The 18,704-nt window shown below is 39.0% G+C and carries 14 protein-coding genes; 7 read left to right on the forward strand and 7 right to left on the reverse strand.

Features of this window, described 5'->3' with window-relative positions:
* The first annotated feature begins 134 nt into the window (after positions 1-134).
* The 4 genes from ACOKFG_RS02620 to ACOKFG_RS02635 all read left to right on the forward strand — a co-directional run bounded on the left by ACOKFG_RS02620 (position 135) and on the right by ACOKFG_RS02635 (position 6,903).
* Positions 135-3,371, forward strand: a complete 3,237-nt coding sequence (locus ACOKFG_RS02620) for a SusC/RagA family TonB-linked outer membrane protein (RefSeq protein ID WP_298792626.1) — start codon at positions 135-137, stop codon at positions 3,369-3,371.
* Positions 3,372-3,385: 14 nt separating this feature from the next.
* Positions 3,386-5,107 carry a SusD/RagB family nutrient-binding outer membrane lipoprotein gene (locus tag ACOKFG_RS02625; protein WP_299487131.1) on the forward strand — a complete coding sequence of 574 codons (1,722 nt, stop codon included), beginning with the start codon at positions 3,386-3,388 and terminating at the stop codon, positions 5,105-5,107.
* Positions 5,108-5,121: 14 nt separating this feature from the next.
* Positions 5,122-6,075, forward strand: coding sequence for a hypothetical protein (locus ACOKFG_RS02630; RefSeq protein ID WP_298792629.1), 954 nt, complete (start codon positions 5,122-5,124; stop codon positions 6,073-6,075).
* 63 nt (positions 6,076-6,138) lie between these two features.
* Positions 6,139-6,903, forward strand: coding sequence for a hypothetical protein (locus ACOKFG_RS02635; protein ID WP_298792631.1), 765 nt, complete (start codon positions 6,139-6,141; stop codon positions 6,901-6,903).
* A 36-nt stretch (positions 6,904-6,939) separates the two neighbouring features.
* Here the strand turns inward: ACOKFG_RS02635 and ACOKFG_RS02640 are convergent, their stop codons facing one another.
* The 4 genes from ACOKFG_RS02640 to ACOKFG_RS02655 all read right to left on the reverse strand — a co-directional run bounded on the left by ACOKFG_RS02640 (position 6,940) and on the right by ACOKFG_RS02655 (position 11,069).
* Positions 6,940-7,899 carry a hypothetical protein gene (locus ACOKFG_RS02640; RefSeq protein ID WP_298792633.1) on the reverse strand — a complete coding sequence of 320 codons (960 nt, stop codon included), beginning with the start codon at positions 7,897-7,899 and terminating at the stop codon, positions 6,940-6,942.
* Positions 7,900-7,957: 58 nt separating this feature from the next.
* Positions 7,958-8,560, reverse strand: a complete 603-nt coding sequence (locus tag ACOKFG_RS02645) for a hypothetical protein (protein ID WP_422861807.1) — start codon at positions 8,558-8,560, stop codon at positions 7,958-7,960.
* A 186-nt stretch (positions 8,561-8,746) separates the two neighbouring features.
* Positions 8,747-9,859: a helix-turn-helix domain-containing protein gene (locus ACOKFG_RS02650; protein WP_298792636.1), complete on the reverse strand. Its 1,113-nt coding sequence runs from the start codon at positions 9,857-9,859 to the stop codon at positions 8,747-8,749.
* 97 nt (positions 9,860-9,956) lie between these two features.
* Complete coding sequence (locus ACOKFG_RS02655; RefSeq protein ID WP_298792637.1) at positions 9,957-11,069, reverse strand: helix-turn-helix domain-containing protein; 1,113 nt, start codon at positions 11,067-11,069, stop codon at positions 9,957-9,959.
* Positions 11,070-11,340: 271 nt separating this feature from the next.
* Between ACOKFG_RS02655 and ACOKFG_RS02660 the strand changes: the two genes are divergently transcribed.
* Entirely contained in the window at positions 11,341-12,933 is a 1,593-nt protein-coding gene (locus ACOKFG_RS02660) for an arylsulfatase (protein ID WP_422861808.1), read from the forward strand.
* Here the strand turns inward: ACOKFG_RS02660 and ACOKFG_RS02665 are convergent.
* Genes ACOKFG_RS02665 through ACOKFG_RS02675 form a run of 3 tightly spaced genes read right to left on the reverse strand, consistent with a single transcriptional unit; the run spans position 12,930 to position 16,737 of the window.
* On the reverse strand, positions 12,930-14,999 hold the full coding sequence (locus tag ACOKFG_RS02665; protein WP_422861809.1) for a TonB-dependent receptor family protein: 2,070 nt from the start codon (positions 14,997-14,999) through the stop codon (positions 12,930-12,932). The two genes, ACOKFG_RS02660 and ACOKFG_RS02665, sit on opposite strands and share 4 nt — an antisense overlap.
* A gap of 33 nt (positions 15,000-15,032) precedes the next feature.
* Positions 15,033-16,139: a Gfo/Idh/MocA family protein gene (locus ACOKFG_RS02670; protein ID WP_298792643.1), complete on the reverse strand. Its 1,107-nt coding sequence runs from the start codon at positions 16,137-16,139 to the stop codon at positions 15,033-15,035.
* Between the two features lie 43 nt (positions 16,140-16,182).
* Positions 16,183-16,737, reverse strand: coding sequence for a cysteine hydrolase family protein (locus ACOKFG_RS02675; RefSeq protein WP_298792645.1), 555 nt, complete (start codon positions 16,735-16,737; stop codon positions 16,183-16,185).
* 98 nt (positions 16,738-16,835) lie between these two features.
* Between ACOKFG_RS02675 and ACOKFG_RS02680 the strand changes: the two genes are divergently transcribed.
* Together ACOKFG_RS02680 and ACOKFG_RS02685 are read left to right on the forward strand one after the other, a co-directional pair.
* On the forward strand, positions 16,836-17,600 hold the full coding sequence (locus tag ACOKFG_RS02680; RefSeq protein ID WP_298792646.1) for an exodeoxyribonuclease III: 765 nt from the start codon (positions 16,836-16,838) through the stop codon (positions 17,598-17,600).
* A gap of 63 nt (positions 17,601-17,663) precedes the next feature.
* Positions 17,664-18,704 (forward strand): aldo/keto reductase, encoded by a 1,041-nt coding sequence (locus tag ACOKFG_RS02685; protein WP_298792648.1) that lies wholly within the window; start codon positions 17,664-17,666, stop codon positions 18,702-18,704.

The following is an 18,704-nucleotide window of genomic DNA, read 5'->3' on the forward strand; positions in this document are numbered from 1 at the left end:
TAATGACGAGCGACTATCCAAAATAAAGTTTTGTTCTCATTTTTTGATTATTTGAATTAGCTATTCCTTAAGCTTCTTCCTCCTACCTTTCTCAGTTGCGCTAACTCATTAATTACTAACAAAACTTTTTATTTATGAAAGTAAAGAAACTAGTGCGACCGTTGGTTCTGGCATTTTTCTGTGCCATATCGGCATGGTCCCAAAACAAGCAGATCACTGGCCAGGTCATTGATCAAGCGGGTTTGCCGCTTCCAGGTGTTAACATTGTTGTTCAGGGTACCAGTAACGGAACCCAAACAGATTTCGACGGTAACTACAGCATCCAAGCCGCAGAAGGGCAAACACTATTGTATACCTATATAGGTCAACGCGAAGAGCGTAGATCTGTTGGGTCTGGAAGTGTTATCAACGTGCAAATGCGTGAGGATGCGCAAGCCCTTCAAGAAGTGGTTGTTACCGCCCTTGGAATCCAAAAAGAGAAGCAGGCTCTTGGATACGCAGTTGCTGAAGTAGGTTCGGAACAATTGGAGCAAAAATCAGAGGGTGATATTGCAAGAATCCTCACCGGAAAGGCTTCGGGTGTACAAATCAATCAGCAAAGTGGACTTTCAGGCTCCGGCACAAACATTATCATTCGAGGATTAAACTCCTTTAGTACCAGTAATCAAGCATTGTTCATTGTAGATGGCGTGCCATTTAGCAATGACACTAATCCTCAAGGAACCTTTATTAATGGAAATAATGGATCTAGTCGTTTTTTGGACTTGGATCCAAATAATATTGAAAGTGTAAACGTGTTAAAAGGCCTTGCAGCTGCAACTCTCTATGGTTCGCAAGGAAAGAACGGTGTAATTCTGATTACCACCAAAGGTGGTAAAGCTTCACAAAGTGCTTCCAAAAAATCTGAGATTACGGTAAGTACTTCTCTTTTCTTTAACGAAATAGCCTCTCTTCCCGATTATCAAAATGAATATGGAAATGGTTTTGACCAATCTTTTGGGTGGTTCTTTAGTAACTGGGGCCCAAGTTTTAATAGAGGTGGTGTAGATGGTTGGGGAAATGATAGCTCCTTTGATCAACAGGGGACCCTTCCACATCCTTATTCAACAGCGGCTCCAGCAACAGGAATTCCGCAAGCCTTTCCAGAATTTGCAACTTCTCGATACGAATGGCGGCCTTATAATAGTGTAAAAAACCTCTTCAAAACAGGTACGGTACTTAATACCTCTATTAACGCACGGGGTTCTTCAGAAGATGGAAAAATCACTTATAATGCAAACTATGGACATTTAGAGGATCAAGGATTTACACCCGGAAACTCGATAATTAGAAACAATCTTTCCATAGGGGGTTCTGCACAGCTTTCGAACAAATTCACGATTTCTGGAACATTGAATTATTCCTTGACCAAGTTTAAATCGCCTCCAGTTGCCCTTAGTAATGGTAACGGGGCTACCGGCACAGGTTCTTCTATTTTTGGAGATTTATGGTTTACCCCTAGAAGTATAAATTTTGATGCGCTTCCCTTTGAAAATCCCATTACAGGCGGATCAGTTTATTATAGACAAGACAACAGTATTCAGCATCCTTTATGGACTATTGCGAATTCGGGAACCGATCAAGCAACCAACAGAGTGTTTGGAAATGCGAGTATTAGCTATGATATCAATGATCATTTGAACATAAACTATCGTGTTGGACTGGATAATTACAGTGAAAACAATTTAAACTTCCAAAATAGAGGTGGGGTAAACAGTAATAGTGGAGATGCAAGACTGTTGAGCGGAGTCTACTCCACTTGGAACAACACCAATACCATTTGGGATCATAACCTTGTATTAACGGGTAATTACGATTTAACCACCAAAGTTGGATTCGCATTCAACGTTGGGGGGACTTCCCGAAGAGAAGTGTTTGACCAAAATGGAATTGCCAGTGATGGTCAGCAAGTATTTGGTGTGCTGCGGCACTTTAACTACTTAAACAACAATGAAATCCAATTTTTCACCGAGAGAAATCTGGTAGGGGTTTATGGACAGTTAGACTTTGATTATGACAACTTCCTTTATCTAACATTATCAGGCAGAAATGACTGGGCTTCCAATTTCTCCAAAGAAAATAGAAGCCTCTTTTATCCAAGTGCTAGTTTATCATTTATTCCAACCGAAGCTATAGATGGCTTAAAGAGTCAAAATGGTTTAAATTACTTAAAGCTAAGGGCTGGGTATGGAACCTCAGCAGGTTTTAACACCTTTAATCCTTATCCAATAGCATCGACACTTGTTTTGGTGACCAACGACAACCAAACAGGAGGTGGAACGAATATAGTGAGCAATACCTCAGGCCAAACTTTAGGAAACCCTGGCCTACAACCAGAAACAGTCTCTGAGATCGAGCTTGGAATCGAGTCTGCCCTTCTTGATAACAGAATCACCATTGATGTTTCTGTATATAAAAGAATCACCAAGGACCTTATTGTAAGAAGGCCATTGGATCCTTCAACAGGTTTTACTTTTACAGATACCAATGTTGGTGAAATTGACGGTGAGGGTATTGAGGCAGATTTAGGGGTGACTTGGATAAGAAGCAACGATAAGGGCTTAAACTGGAATACCAATTTAAACTTTACCGCATACGAAACCACTGTAACTGATTTAGGTATTGATACCGATCAAGTTATCTATTCTGGTTTTGCAAACTTGGGTAATGCAGCTATTCCAGGAGAACCATTAGGTGTTTTCTTTGGGTCACAAGTTCAACGTACCGCTAATGGAGAATTGGTCATTGACGCTCAGGGAAATTTTCAGCAAGACCCAAACAATGGTGTAATCGGTGATCCTAACCCAGACTGGGTGGCGAACCTACAGAACACCCTCTCTTTCCACAATTTTACCCTTGGTTTTCAAATGAACTATACTCAAGGTGGTGATATCTATTCCAGTACTATTTCCACTTTATTGGGAAGAGGGTTGATCCCAGAGACCTTAAATAGAAGAGAGTCCTTTGTCTTAGACGGAATAGGTCCGAACGGGCAACCGAACAATATCCAGATAAACAACTCTGATTTTTACTTTACCAATGTCCTCTTTGGTCCAAGTGAACTTCAAGTATATGACGCTACCACTATAAGGCTACAAGAAGTTTCTTTGGCTTACAGCATGCCTGAAAAATTCTTAGACAAAACACCTTTTGGCTCGTTGGTTTTTACTGTTTCGGGGCAAAACCTTTGGTATGATGCTATCAACACTCCAAATGGTGCAAACTTTGACCCAAATACGTCAGGTTTAGGTGTTGGAAACGGAGTTGGGTTCGATTTCCTTAATGGACCAAGTTCAAGAAGGTATGGTCTAAGTGTAAAAGCCACATTCTAATAAATATGAAAAAGATGAAAACAACAAATAGATATATACTGATTCCATTGGCCGCTTTAGGGCTGTTTATAGGTGGATGCGAAAGTACAGAGCTAGATATAACTCAAGACCCCAATGCCCTAGCACCAGAGCAGGCAAGTGTTGATTTCTTTTTGAATTCCATTCAGGAAGATTTTGTAAGACAGTTGGAAGGTAACGCCGACTTTGATGTAAATGATAACTGGGTTTCTGGAGGCGCCACTAACGGCGATGGTTTTAACCTGCATGGTATGGAATTGACCAGAACTGGGGCATTATACAACGGTAATTCTCAAAACTATCAATCGGTTTATCAGGATTCTGATTTCACAGACGAATGGACAAATGCTTATACTGGCATCCTTCAAGATATAAATATTATGAACGGATTGGCTGAAGAAGCCGGTCAAACTCATCATATCGCTATAGCACAATTTATTGAGGCATATCTTATCGTGAGCTTGGTAGATTTCTTTGGAGATATACCATATAGTGAAGCATTCAAGGGTGAAGAAGGTATCCTTAATCCAAAACTTGATTCAGGAGCAGAGGTATATCAAGCGGCACTGGATTTAATCGATGAGGCAATAGTAAATTTTGGAACTACTGCAAGTGATGAGCCAAGTACAGATGTTTTTTATGCCAATGATTATGGTATGTGGATAAAGGCTGCTAATACCCTGAAGTTGAAAATATACTATCAGACACGTTTGGTGGATGCAAATGCCATATCAAGTTTTAATGCCATTATCGCCTCCGGAAATTACATTACCGACTCCTCTGAGGATTTTCAGTATTCGTGGCCAGGGACAAGCGCATCCAACCCAGATACGCGTCATCCTAGGTACGGCTTTAACTATACCCCGACCGGCGCTTCTGATTTTGTCTCTAATTGGTTGATGAATGAAATGCAAGTCTCGAATGATCCGCGAATTCGGTATTACTTTTATCGGCAGACAGCTGCTGTGCCAGGGCAGGAGATTCCACCAAACCAAGAAACCATTAGATGTTCAACACAATCTCCTCCACAACATTATATTGATGGTGGGTTCACCTTCTGTAATCTGCCAAACGGATATTGGGGAAGAGACCATGGACAAAACGATGGTCGAGATCCTGATGCATTCTTTGTGACCATGTGGGGAGTTTATCCTTTCGGAGGTCGCTTTGATGACGATACATTTCAAGGTATTGGTCCTGGACAAGGTGGCCTCGGCGCAGGAATATCACCTATTTTGACTGCATCTTGGGTAGACTTTATGATAGCTGAAGTACGTTTAGCTAGTAACGATTTAACCGCAGCCAGAGCAGCATTGCTGGAAGGCGTCAATAAATCGATAACCAAGGTTCAATCTTTTAGTTCGTTAGATCCAAGTGCGGATTTTTCATTTGCTCCCGATCAAGCGACTGTAGATTCATTTGTATCCTCAATAGGAGCAGCCTGGGACGCAGCTACAGCTGATGGTAAATGGGATGTTTTGGGAGAACAATTTTTTATAGCCTGCTTTGGTAATGGAGTTGAGCCTTATAATTTTTATAGAAGAACAGGTTATCCAACAACCGTGCAAGCCAATAGATCTCCAAATCCAGGGGATTTTCCAAGATCAATGTACTACCCTTCAAATGCGGTAAATACAAACTCAAACATTAGCCAGAAGCCCAATCAGGCCCAGCCAGTGTTTTGGGACAATAATCCAAGTGGTCCAATAGCTAACTAAATACTAATTTCGATATGAAAATCATATATAAATATTCTTTTTTATTAGTGGCCCTGTTTTTCTTTTCGTGCAGCGAGGATGACAAACTATCAGGGGAAGTACTAGATGATGTGATTCGCGGGGCAATCTTGCGCACAGTAAATGTAATAAGTCCTGCAATGGATGTTCTCGACCCATCTGCTGTTTGGGGAGTGGAAATTGAAGCCCAGGATTTAGAAAATGGTGCTTTGATGGAGGAGGTTCGGCTATTTGCCAAGCTTATTGACAATACTCCTGAAAATGGAACTACAGATTCTGGTGAGGTTCAGATACAAACCTTTTCTCCTTCTGACTTTACTAATGGCCCTTTCGGCTTGCCTAGAAGAGAGGTAACTTCCACGCTAGGAGAGCTTACCGGAGCTCTTGGATTGTCAGCGGGCGAATTTAATTGTGGTGATCAAATTGAACTTCGTTTTGAAATGGATCTTACCACAGGTCAAACATTTACGGGTGGAGACCAAAACCCGAACATTAGCGGAGGCGATTTTTTTAGCTCACCATATGTTTACCGAGCTACCTTGATTGCTTTGCTTCCTTCAGATGAACTGTTTACAGGACAATACCAACTTACAACGTTGACTCCAGGTATTTTTGGTATAAATGATTACCAAGATGGAGTTTACACCATAGATGCCGTGGGCAACACTACACGGCTTATTAGAAATGTTCCTACATTTCCTGCCTTTGGCCCTTTTGGTCCGGTAGATTTTGAGTTCCAGTTTGTGTGTGGGGAAATCATTGTAACACCGGCCCAAAGTGTTGGAGCCGGTTGTGTTGGTTTAATTGCTTCAGGAACCGCCTCGGTGAATACCACATATGATCTAAGTAATCCGGATGATAGTTCCTTTATAATCAACTTTACCTCTGATGAAGCAAACGATTGTGGCACAGGGTCGCCTCAAGCATCATTTCAACTTACTAAACTATAGTAAACAATAAATAAGGCGCACAAAAACTGTGCGCCTTATTTATCAATCTAAAAAAATAATGTCATGATGAAAATGAAATTTTTACCCGTCTTTAGCTTCGCTGTTTTGGCAAGTTTTACTTGTTCTGCCCAACAAGCAAAGAACTTTGGAAGTGCAGTAGGCACGAACAACCTTCAGGATTTTACAAGCATACAAATGCGAGAATCTCTTGTAAATGCCATTGTAAGTAACGCTCAAAAATCATCAAGTAATGCTGATTTATCCACTATAGAAGGCTCTCCATATTATCTTGATACTTTTAAAAAGGGTAACCTTTATTATAAGAACGATCTTTTGGGTTCCTTCTATTTAAGATACAATGCCTTTCAAGACCAAATGGAAATCAAAAACTCGGATTTGTCCGAGGAGCAATTCCAGTTTTTGGTACAGTCCAATGAAATCAAGACTGTTGTTGAGGGCAAAGAGATACAATATTTTTCATACGTAAGCGCAGATGGGTTGCAGGGCGACAGTTATTGTATAAAAGAATTTACAGGGGATACTTACGTCTTGTATTCCAATAAGCGCAAGAAATACTCTCCAGGTAAATCCTCTACAAACTCTCTGGCCCAATCTATTCCAGCAAAGTTTATCGATGATGTTTCCCTTTTCTATGGATTAAAAGGTGATGCATCTCTGGTAGCTATTCCGAAAAAGAAAAAGGACTTCTTGAAAATTTTTCCGAGCGCTTCCAGAACCGCGGTTAAAAAATATATTCGGGACAAAAGACTCAGACCGGCTAAGTTGAGTGATCTTAAGAGTATCTTTATATACGCAGAAAGATTATAAAGGTAAATACTCAATCTCTTTTTAAGAATGGGATGTTCATATCCGAGTACCCTTGATCTTGGATATGGTTTTTAAACTTCCATCTTCTTGTCGAACATCCCATTTCCAATCAAATGAGTCTTGCTTGATATTATAAAAATGTATTTCAAAGCTTTTCTTGTCATCCGTCATCATAATGGTACCATCATCTTTTGTGTTGGCCGTCCAAATCTCTGAAATTGAATTATTCTGATCGTTGACCCAGGCATTCATCCAGCTTCCGGTTTTAGGATTAAACGTTCTTATATTGATTCCTTTCATGGTGGGCGACTCCCAATAATCTTGAATAACTTTTCCATTCAGAATAGTTTTCCATTCCCATTTAGCATTAGCCTCTTTCCAATTACCGTCTTTGTCCAAGTTTGATACGATACAGTTCCAATTTCCAATCAAACTTGTGAAATCGGGTTTTTCGGGAGACAAATTGCTTATTTTATCTTCCTGTATTCTGGTATAAAATATTTGCCAGTTCTGCTTCCAAGTTTTACCTGCATCGATGGATGCTTCCCAGTCCCATGTAAACGAATCTTTTTTGATGTCATGAAAAACCATCCTGAGTATAACCTCCTTTTCTTTGATTTTGATTGGTTCTGTTTTAAAAATTCTTCTATCCCCCTCAAACTCACCTGTAAAGTCATAATAACTTTGAGTGTTGTCATTCCATGACTGCTTCCATCTTTTTAAAAAAGGAACGTACATGGACATACTTACTCCCTTAAATCCTTTTTGCGCACCTTCAGTAACAACAAAATTCTCATGGATAGACTTGCCGTCGAGGGTTACCGTAACAATATTAATTCCCTTTCCCTGTTTACCATCACCTTCATCCCAAGTAGCATTCCATTTGCCGATCCAAAAATCAAAATATTGTTCTTTTTCCTTTGAGGTTTCTGTTTGTCCAAATGTATTCGCATAAATTACTAGCAAAAACAAATAAGCAAGTTGTTTAATCTTCATTCTATTTAAGTTTAGTGATAGTTAAGTGCTCCATGTTTATAAGTAAACTGTTATTTCATCAACTCTTTCTGGTAGCGTGTATCAACTGGTTGATTTGCCACACCTTTCTATCCTCGTTGAATACCTCCTGTTGCCACTTAAATGTATTGTCTTGAAAATCAAAATAGGTAATTCTTATTTTTTCGTCTTTTTCATTTGTTTCAATCAATATAATCTTTTCATTTGTTGATATGGCTTCTCCCGTATCCATTTGCTTATTTGAGGTATCCATGTACGCTGTCTGCCATTTATTTAGTTTCTCATTGTAAATTCGTAATCCTATTCCATAAAATGAGTTTTGATCTTTGGCGTCTTCACGTTTTGGCAAAATAAAGACATCTTGAATCGCCATTCCGTTCATTACATAAAACCAATTCCATTCGCCATTGAAACTTTGTGTTATCTCACCTGAAGAGTTGACTATCTCCACCTCGATATCCCAATTGCCCACCAATTGCCCCCAATGATCCGTCAAGGTTGGGGCAGTTTTATTTATTTCCGTTGCTAATAGACCAGTATCTTCCAAGGTGTCTTGGCCAATTATAGCCCCGTTCGTTAGTAAGCCCAATAACAGACAACTTACAGTTTTACCGGTTCGTTTTAAAACCATATTTATATCCATAATTCAGTATTTATAATTTAACAAAATGTATATGTGCCATATTCAACACATCCAAAATTGGTGCAACTGCACCATTATGGGTATGTCTTTAAATTTGTTTGGGTCCGCTAAAAATAAATGTTTACGTGGCTGTGTTTTGTAAATCTGCGTCGGAATTAGCTCCGAAAAATAAGAGGGGAATTAGTTTTAAGAAGCCATATTTTGGTTTCGAAACTCAGTGGGGGTACTACCAATATATTTTTTAAAGGCATTGTAGAAGGAAATACGGTTATTAAACCCCGCCTGATAAGCAATGTCCGTAATGTTCATTTCTAGACTTTTGTCCTCTACCAAAAGTCTTTCGGCCTCTTCAATTCTATATTTGTTTACAAACTCATAAAAGGTCATTTGAAAACACTCATTAATAATTTGAGAAGTGTTGTGTCTAGAAAGATTTAGCATTTTGGCCAAATCAACAAGTTTTAGTTCATTTTCCAAATAGATTGCCTCCGTTTCCATAAGATTAACAAGCTTTTCCTTGTAGTCGTTCAGCACATTCTTAGATAGTCCCGATTTCTGATATTTAATCACCGGAAATACCCTTTTTAATGGTTTTCCATTAAAAATACTCACATGGTAGAACCCGAAATACGATGTAAGCCCAACAAAGAAACACATGGCCGTGGTGATAACAAAATCTTGTGTGAAGTCGAGTACTCCCGCCTTCAGTAAAACGAAAAAAGTAAACCATGATCCTGTAAAGCAACCAAATGTTGTGATGGTCAACTTAAGCCATAGTTTCATCTCATTATCTTCAATATAGCTTTTACGATTTATCCTAAAGGTCCAAATCGTATAGAAGAAAAGACTACACAGCAATATTATAAATACCGTACTTGAGGGAACAAAAACATAGTTTCCCACATTGATCGCACCGCTATTTATACTTCTTTTGATTGCAACTGGCTGTATATAATATCGAGCAAAGTTCAATACTACCAATACTGTCAGAATAAAATGTGGTAGAATGGTTTTCCAGGTAATTCTCTTTCCTTGAACCAAAGTCCTTATATATAAAAAGAACAAAGGACCATATAATGAAAGTAGAATAAGGTATATATAAGTTATGGCATTTGATATATCGCTGTTATTATAGGTCCAATACAGCACATTATGAATAATGTCCAATCCGAACAATAATAAAAAAATGGCCCAAATTCTATTTGCTTTGCTGTTGTCGCTTTTTTTCGCAAATAGAAATGCAGCATACAAAATAGCTTGAAACGAAAAACACAATAAAACAATGCCCAATACCCTCATAAACTAGTTTGATACAGTTAAAAATACATAAATGGGGTGGCGGATTTTGTAAATATCCGTCGGAATTAACAATCTATTAAATCAGAAAGGGAATAAATTACGAAGCCAAGTTCTGGTTTCGAAACTCGGTTGGAGTGATCCCGATATTTTTTTTAAACGCATTGTAAAAAGAAATACGGTTGTTGAAACCAACCTGATATGCAATATCTGTAATGTTCATTTCGTGCTCCTTGTCATCAACAAGTAATCTTTCCGCTTCTTCAATTCGGTACTTATTGATAAACTCATAAAAGCTCATTTGAAAGCATTCGTTAATTATCTGCGAAGTATTGTGCCTGGAAAGATTCAACATTGAGGCCAAATCGGTAAGCTTCAGTTCGCTTTCCAAATAAAGAGATTTGGATTCCATAAGATTAAGAAGCTTCACCTTGTAATCGTTTAGAACACTTTTAGAAAGCCCCGATTTTTGATATTTTATTATTGGGAATATCTTCTTTAAAGCCTTCCCATTGAAAACACCACTGTGGTAAAAACCGAAATAGGAAGTGAGTCCAATAAACACCCCCATCATTATGGTAATCGAATAATCCTGAGATTGATTTATGAGCCCTGCCTGGAACAAAGTAAAATAGAAGAGCCAAGAAATGGCAAAAAAACCAAAGCCCACAGAAATTAGCTTTAACCATAATTTCATTTCCTTGTCATCAGCATATCTGTTCTTGTTAGTGAAATAGGATGCCAAGGCATAAAGAATGGTTGATGCTATTAAAAAATAGAAAACATTGTCCGCTGAGATAAAAATGTAATTATTGGGAGCAACCATCCCTTTTTCTATCATCAGTTTTATCTCCACGGAAAGTGTATAATAACGAATGAAATTTAACAATACCAAAACCGGAATTGTGATGTGGAAAAGTATTTCTGTGGCCTTCGGCCTTTTCTCAGAAACCAAAGTCTTGACATACATATAAAACAGCGGTCCATAAAGAGAGAATGGAACATAATAAAGCATATTTAATGCGCTTACCGTATCGTTGTCTCCATATAGCCAGAATGAAACATTGTATAAAATGTTTAGTCCAAAAAGGAAAAGGAAAATTGCCCAGATGGTATTTGCTTTTCTTACCCTGCTTTTTTTAAATAATAGAAAGCCCGCATAAACAAATGCTTGAAAGGCAAAACACACTAGTATGATTTCTAGAATTCTCATTACGTAGGTTAATTTACTTAAAGTTACGACTAAATTGACCTAGGGCTTGTTAAGGTTCGTCGGGATTAAGGTTAAAGATGTTCGGGAACAGAAAAAACTACAGTCTACTTCTTGAAACGCATAAAAAATAACTCTCCTATCAATATTGAGGAAAGTGACAAATCTGCATTTATCTTGAATTTTATTTTGAACGTTGATGCTTTACATGAGATATAAGAAAACCTTATCTTGAACAAGATGTAAACCACATCCAACTTATCTGATTGGAAGCATGAAAAAAATTTACAGGTCCATATGTCCTTTTAAAATAACCGCACTGCTGTTATTCTTTGCTCTCGGAGGATGCAAAGAAGGCGTCAATGAAACGGTTAGTATTAAAAAACCTAACATCATTTACATTTTGGCTGATGATCTAGGATATGGTGAATTGGGTGTTTATGGACAAGAAAAGATTGAAACTCCCAATATAGATGCCCTGGCACAAAGTGGAATGTTATTTACCCAGCATTATACAGGCGCACCTGTCTGCGCTCCCGCCCGGTATATGTTTCTAACTGGTAAGCATGCCGGCCACTCCTATATACGAGGGAATGACGAATGGAACGAGCGTGGTAACGTTTGGGATTACCGCGAAGTAATCCTCGACTCCACATTGGAAGGTCAACGGCCACTGCCAACCTCTACAGTTTTATTTCCGCAGTTATTAAAAAAAGAAGGTTACGCCACAGGTATGGCAGGTAAATGGGGTCTTGGAGCACCGCATACGAATTCTATTCCTACAAAAATGGGCTTCGATTTTTTTTATGGATACAATTGTCAAAGACAAGCCCATACCTATTATCCTGTTCACTTGTACAAAAATGAAAATAGGATCCACCTCAACAATGACACCATCCCTCCCCACACAAAACTATCCGAAGAAGCTGACCCGTATGACCCTTCCAATTATCAAAAATTCAATTTAAATGATTACGCTCCAGATTTGATATTTGATGAAATGATGGGGTTCATATCAGAGAACAAAGACAATCCCTTCTTTTTTTATTGGGCATCTCCCATTCCACATAACGCAATACAAGCACCTCAAAAATGGGTGGATTACTATAAGGAAAAATTTGGTGATGAAGAACCCTATTTGGGCCAAGCAGGATATTTTCCGCATCAAAATCCAAAAGCAGGATATGGCGCTATGATCTCATATTTCGATGAAAATGTAGGGAAATTAATGAGCTATTTAAAAGATAATGGACTCTATGAAAACACTCTAATAATGTTTACTTCGGACAACGGAGTAACTTTTACTGGCGGCACAGATGGAGAATTTTTCAATAGTTCTGGAATTTTTGGTGAAGAGCGAGGACGAGGTAAAGGCTTTGTTTACGAAGGAGGTATTAGGGTTCCCATGATTGCTTCTTGGCCCAATCATATTAAGGCAGGGAGCAAAACCGGCCATATATCCGCACATTATGATATAATGGCTACATTATTTGATATTATCAATTTAGAAAATCCGATAAAGACTGATGGCATCAGTTTTTTGCCCACACTATTAGGTCAAGAAGGTCAGACAGAGCATGATTTTCTATATTGGGAGTTCCCTGAATATGGAGGACAAGTAGCCATTCGAATGGGCGACTGGAAGGTAGTCAGGCAAAATCTTAAGAATCCGACAGAAGAGCCAACCCTGGAACTTTATAATCTTGTTCAAGATCCTGAAGAACTCAATAATATTGCGGATCAAAACCCTGAAATTATAGCAAAAGCAGCCGAAATTTTTGCCAAGGAGCACCGCGATGCTGAGGTGGAAAGGTTTAGAATACCTTTAATCGAGAAGGGATTGTTATCGGATATACAGAAAGACTAAAAGAGATACCCTATCTTAAGACCTCCGTAAAAATTTCTGTCGTTCCCCGGATAAAAGTATCGGGGCAATGCACCTCCAAAACCAACCGCATTGATTAAGACACTTTGGGCATATCTAGTGTCGAATACATTATTCACCCCTATATTCAATCCCAACGAAAAATGGTTAGAAATTTCCGTCCTATAACCTAATTTGGCATTGAACACATTAAAAGATTCGCTGTTTAGGCTATTAGCATCCGTGAGCGGGATTTCATCCACAAACTGGTGAATTAAATTTAGCTGCAATCCATTAGTGTGTTTTACATCCAACCCAGAACTAATTCGATTTTTGGGCACTCCAGTGAGTGGATTGCCTGAAAAATCATCGTCCTCATCTACAAAATCCACAAAACTATGGTCGCTCAAGGTATAATTTAGATAAGGATACATCTTTAAGTCTTTGCCAAGTGAGAGCCAAGACCTAATGCTTAGTTCCAAGCCTTGGTGTCGGGTTTCTCCGGCATTTCTACCGATAAATTGGTCCTCGCCAACGCGTTGGGCTACCAATAGATTATTAATGTTCATTCTGTAAAGCGACCCATCCAAAAATAAATGTCCCTTGAATAGGTTAATGTTTCCCCCTAGTTCGTAATTAGTTCCTGTTTCTTGGGCAATATCAGGATTGATTATCCCATCAGGCGTTAAAGTTTCCTCTAAACTTGGGTTGGAAAATCCTCGACTTACATTGGCAAACAGTTTTCCTCCCACGAAGAGATATTGCAATCCGAAGCTGGGTAGCAAAATGGCATCAAAATTTCGGTTGGCAGAAGTGTTTGCATCTCCTTGATTGAATAAATCCCGAAAATTGTAATTGGTCTTGTTCAGGTTAAGTCCTATCTGGGCAGAAAAACGTGATGTAAAAGTCTGCGTTAGTGTTCCGAACAAATTAAATTGTCTTCGAAATTCGCTATTATCACTTATGCGGTCACCTTGCAAACTACCATTGCCGTTGTTATCTCTAAAAAGATTCTGGAAGGTACCCCAATGGTATTCATCTTTGTACAGTTCTCCTCCGAAAGTATACTCTGTAGTTCCTGTAATGCCTTTAAATTGACTTCGAAAACCATATCCATTAGTGAACTCATCCAAAATATTGAAAGGACGAGGTTCATAATGATCCAGATAGGTGTAAAAAATACTTGTGGTGTTTTTGAAGGTGTGGTCAAACTCATACGTATGGTACAACCCGGCAAGCACATATTTGTTGGCTTCGAAACCTTGAGCGGCCAACCAATTGCCCGCAGCTCGTGTTGGGTCTTCGTCAAAGTCGGTCTGGTTCAATGAACTAGGAATCTGTGCCGTATAATCAATATAATTCACTAATAGACCTAAATCACTTTTTTTACCCAATGTAACATTGGTATTCAGCAAGAAACCATCTCGATCAAAACGATTGTTCTGCCGGTAACCATCAGTTTCAAAATGGTTGTAGCTAAAAGTGAGATTGAAATTTGCTTCGGAGTGTTGAAAGGATAGATTTTCCTTTAGCATATTATATGACCCCAAAGTGAACGCATTGGTTAATCTAGTTTCATTTGCTTCGGGACTTTTGGTGTCCAAAAGAAGAGCTCCTCCCAGGTTGGTGCCAAATGAGGTGCCTTTTGGGCCTTTTATGACTTCAATCTTACCTAGATTTTCCATATCAAAAGCTTCTATGGTCGAAGACCCTGTTCCATTAGTTACGGGAATTCCATTGAAATACATACGAAGCTTATCAGTTCCGAAAGGTGTACGCGCTCCAATCCCACGGATGGTAATTCGGTTAGTGTTGAGTGCACCTGAAAGTACATAAACACCAGGAATCTGATTTACTGCTGAAGAAATGTCAATCGGATTAAACTTTTCGAAGGTTTGTTCATTTACAATAGCATAAGGTGTAATTCCTGTGGCATTTCTCACAGTAATATCTTCAATCAGGATGATTTCATCCAATTGGTTTACTGAATCTTTATGCACTTCCTGAGCAAAAAATGAAACTGTAACAAATAAGAAAACACAGATGTAGGGAGCTTTTGAAAATGCCATTGATTTTGTAGCAGTTGAGATTAATTGATGAAATTATTTTGTCAAGGTAATTGTTTTACCATGTTTGGCACTCTCCCTTGCTGCGTCTAAGATTTCCATGACCACCAAATTGTTCTCCAAAGATGTAAGACTATAGGGCCGAAGCCGAATTTTATTCTTTATAACTGCGGCCATCATGCTAAAGGGATCGTTATGCGGAGATGGTCTTTCTTTTAACGTGAATTTTTCTTCATGATAACCGTCATAGCCCTCGGCTATCCGAAGGCGTAGCTCATTTCTATTGTCAGCGTAAAGGGCACCTGTCAATCCATACAGTTCCATGTCCTTGCGACCAATGGGCCAATTCCAAGAGGCTTGGATAATGGCTTGGGTATTATCATAAGTCAGGATTATAGTGGCCTCGTCATCCACTTTTGGGTTGTTCAGAGGCTGAAATTGTTGGGTAATTGCAGTAACCGAATTAGGCCGTTTCCCATTCATGAGCCATGTGGTCAAGTTAGCTCCATAACAACCAAAATCGGTAATAGCCCCGCCACCATTTGCCTCAGGGTCTTGCAACCAGTCTAAAAACTCTCTATTGACACCTATTTTTACGGGACCTTTATGTCCATCTCGAACAATCACCTTTCTGAGTCTACCTATTTTACCATGATTCAAAAATTGTTTGGCCATATGGTTTGTAGGGTACCATGTAGTTTCGTAATTGGTCAATAAATGGATGTCATGTTTTCTAGCAAGTGCAGCCATTTGTTTGGCGTGATCCAAACTTACTGCCAATGGCTTTTCAACCATTACATGAACACCTAAAGGTGCACAGGTCTCTACAACTTCCAAATGATCATAAATGGTTCCAAAAGCTGTCACCGCCTCGGGCTTGGTTGCATAGATCATTTCTTCCAATGTATTGAAGACCAAATCCATGGAAAACCCATGTTGCTCTGAATATCGCTGTGCCAATTCACGATTTGGTTCAACAATACCTACAATTTCAATATCCCCTATATCTTCTCTTCCCAAAATCCAGTGGACATGGGTGTGGGTAAGCCCAGCAACACCTACCCGTAAGGGTTTTTCTTGAGATAAACATGGGAGGATATTAAGTGCAAGACAAAAAACTAGGGTTACAATAGTGCGTAGCATAGGTTGTTTTGATACGTAACAGAATATCCTATAAAAATAAGAACTAATCCTGAAGCTGTTGTAATAAGGAGGCAGTATCTTTTATAGTGGCAAACTCGTCCTTAAGATTGGCTAGTTCAATCGTATGCACCAGTTCCGCTTCTATTTTCTGTCCGTCAATACCCGTTTTATTGAAAGCTGCGGTCGCATCGGAAATCAGGGTAACTATAAAACCTAAATTAGCGGCCATTCGAGTGGATGTTGAGATGCAATGCTCTGTGGTTAGGCCAACAATGACAACATTTGTAATGCGATTATGTTCAAGTTGTTCCTTTAAGTTGGTCCCAATAAATGCGCTGTTTACATTTTTTTGAATGATCGGCTCACCATTTCTTGGAGCAATTCCCGGATAAAAATCATGAGTAGGTTTCGTTGGATGCAAAGGTGATTCCAAGTTGGTTGAACAATGTTGTACATGATATACGGGCCAATTCTTTAGGCGGAAAGCCGTCAAGATTTTGGTGCAATTTTCTTCCGCTCCAGGATTGTTACGCTCGTCACCGTAATACCCAGTTTCTTGAATTCCCTTTTGTATATCTATTAATAAAAGTGCTTGCATCTTAAAGTAAGTCGAAAATAAGATTTTTATATGAGATGATTTGAGAACTTATTTTTTAAAGATTGAAGAGTTTCCATACTTTAGTCAAAAGCAATAAAATGAAAATTGTTACCTATAATGTAAACGGTATTCGAGCTGCCCTAAATAAAGGTTTTATTGAGTGGCTTACGGCTGTAGATCCAGATGTGGTTTGTATCCAAGAAACTAAAGCTATGAAAGAACAAGTTGATGTTTCTTTGTTTGAAGCAGCTGGGTATAAGCACCACTATTGGTTCAGTGCTCAAAAAAAGGGTTACAGCGGTGTGGCTTTACTCTGTAAGCAACAGCCTGACCATATAGAATATGGAACAGGCATCGACTATATGGATTTTGAAGGGCGAAACATACGAGCAGATTATGGAGATGTTTCAGTCATGAGCATGTATCTCCCATCAGGAACAAACATTGCTCGTTTGGAGCACAAGCTGAAGTATATGGCGGATTTTCAGAAGTATGCCGATGAACTTCGAAAAGAAAGACCGAACCTCATTGTTTGTGGGGATTATAACATTTGTCACGAGGCAATTGATATCCACGATCCTGTTCGTAACAAAAATGTCTCGGGTTTTTTACCTGTAGAACGCGAGTGGATCGGTAATTTTATTAAAAGTGGTTTTATAGATAGTTTTAGACACTTCAACAAAGACCCGCATAATTATACCTGGTGGAGTTACCGTGCCAATTCACGAGCAAACAATAAAGGATGGCGATTAGATTACGGTATGGTCAATGATTCTTTAAAAGATAGATTAAAACGTTCTGTAATTCTTGCCGATGCCAAGCATAGCGACCATTGTCCTGTTCTTCTAGAGATAGAAAAATAACAATTCCTTTAACAGACCGACATAAGGATTGAGTATTTTTGCCAGTTCAAAGTTAATACCTAGATGAAATATACCAGACTGCCGCACACCAATATCAAGGTCAGTAAAATCTGCTTGGGTACTATGACCTGGGGTAGACAGAATACCGAAGAGGAAGGTCATAAGCAAATGGACTATGCACTTGACCAAGGTGTAAACTTTTTTGATACGGCTGAACTATACCCCATACCTCCCAAGAAGGAGATTTATGCTGTAACCGAAGAAATCATAGGTAATTGGTTCAAAAAAACTGGAAATCGCGACAAAGTTGTGCTCGCCACAAAGATTGCAGGTAGAGCTGATTTCGCTAAATACATTCGAACAACTGGATTTAGTAAGGACTCCATTGTTAGTGCTGTGGAAGGTAGTTTAAAGCGCTTACAAACCGATTATATTGATTTGTACCAGTTGCATTGGCCTGAGCGTAATACCAACTATTTTGGACAAAGAGGATTCAATGCCCATTCCATTGATCCTTGGGAAGATAACATACACCAGGTATTGGAAACCTTAAGGGATTTGATTTCAGAAGGAAAGATCAGACATGTTGGACTTTCCAATGAAACACCTTGGGGAGCCATGCGCTATTTGGAAGAAAGCAAGGTGCACCAAAGTTTACCAAGAATGCTTACCATTCAGAATCCCTATAGTTTATTGAATCGCTTGTTCGAGGTTGGGCTTTCCGAAATTTCAATGCGAGAAGATATTGGCCTTTTAGCCTATTCTCCACTTGCTTTTGGTGTTTTAAGCGGAAAATATCTGGATGCCATTGCACCAAGAAAGGCCAGATTATCCTTGTTTCCACATTATGATCGCTATAGTGGAGAGACAGCAACAGCAGCAACTCAAAAATATAGTGAATTGGCAAGCTCGCATGGTATGAGTTTAGCACAAATGGCATTGGCATTTATAAACACGAGACCATTTATAACCAGCAATATCATAGGTGCAACAACTATGGAGCAGTTAGAGGAAAATATAGGCAGCATAGATATAGAGCTTTCCGATGAAGTATTAAAAGGGATTGAAGATATTCACAACTCTATTCCTAATCCAGCTCCTTGA

The organism is Flagellimonas rhodophyticola, assembly GCF_049332665.1.
Taxonomy (GTDB): Bacteria; Bacteroidota; Bacteroidia; order Flavobacteriales; family Flavobacteriaceae; genus Flagellimonas.

Excerpts from the sequence above, each read along its gene's own strand:
- ACOKFG_RS02620 (WP_298792626.1), top strand. The coding sequence starts at position 135 with ATGAAAGTAAAGAAACTAGTGCGACCGTTGGTTCTGGCATTTTTCTGT.
- ACOKFG_RS02625 (WP_299487131.1), top strand. The coding sequence starts at position 3,386 with ATGAAAACAACAAATAGATATATACTGATTCCATTGGCCGCTTTAGGG.
- ACOKFG_RS02630 (WP_298792629.1), top strand. The coding sequence starts at position 5,122 with ATGAAAATCATATATAAATATTCTTTTTTATTAGTGGCCCTGTTTTTC.
- ACOKFG_RS02635 (WP_298792631.1), top strand. The coding sequence starts at position 6,139 with ATGATGAAAATGAAATTTTTACCCGTCTTTAGCTTCGCTGTTTTGGCA.
- ACOKFG_RS02640 (WP_298792633.1), bottom strand. The coding sequence starts at position 7,899 with ATGAAGATTAAACAACTTGCTTATTTGTTTTTGCTAGTAATTTATGCG.
- ACOKFG_RS02645 (WP_422861807.1), bottom strand. The coding sequence starts at position 8,560 with ATGGATATAAATATGGTTTTAAAACGAACCGGTAAAACTGTAAGTTGT.
- ACOKFG_RS02650 (WP_298792636.1), bottom strand. The coding sequence starts at position 9,859 with ATGAGGGTATTGGGCATTGTTTTATTGTGTTTTTCGTTTCAAGCTATT.
- ACOKFG_RS02655 (WP_298792637.1), bottom strand. The coding sequence starts at position 11,069 with ATGAGAATTCTAGAAATCATACTAGTGTGTTTTGCCTTTCAAGCATTT.
- ACOKFG_RS02660 (WP_422861808.1), top strand. The coding sequence starts at position 11,341 with ATGAAAAAAATTTACAGGTCCATATGTCCTTTTAAAATAACCGCACTG.
- ACOKFG_RS02665 (WP_422861809.1), bottom strand. The coding sequence starts at position 14,999 with ATGGCATTTTCAAAAGCTCCCTACATCTGTGTTTTCTTATTTGTTACA.
- ACOKFG_RS02670 (WP_298792643.1), bottom strand. The coding sequence starts at position 16,139 with ATGCTACGCACTATTGTAACCCTAGTTTTTTGTCTTGCACTTAATATC.
- ACOKFG_RS02675 (WP_298792645.1), bottom strand. The coding sequence starts at position 16,737 with ATGCAAGCACTTTTATTAATAGATATACAAAAGGGAATTCAAGAAACT.
- ACOKFG_RS02680 (WP_298792646.1), top strand. The coding sequence starts at position 16,836 with ATGAAAATTGTTACCTATAATGTAAACGGTATTCGAGCTGCCCTAAAT.
- ACOKFG_RS02685 (WP_298792648.1), top strand. The coding sequence starts at position 17,664 with ATGAAATATACCAGACTGCCGCACACCAATATCAAGGTCAGTAAAATC.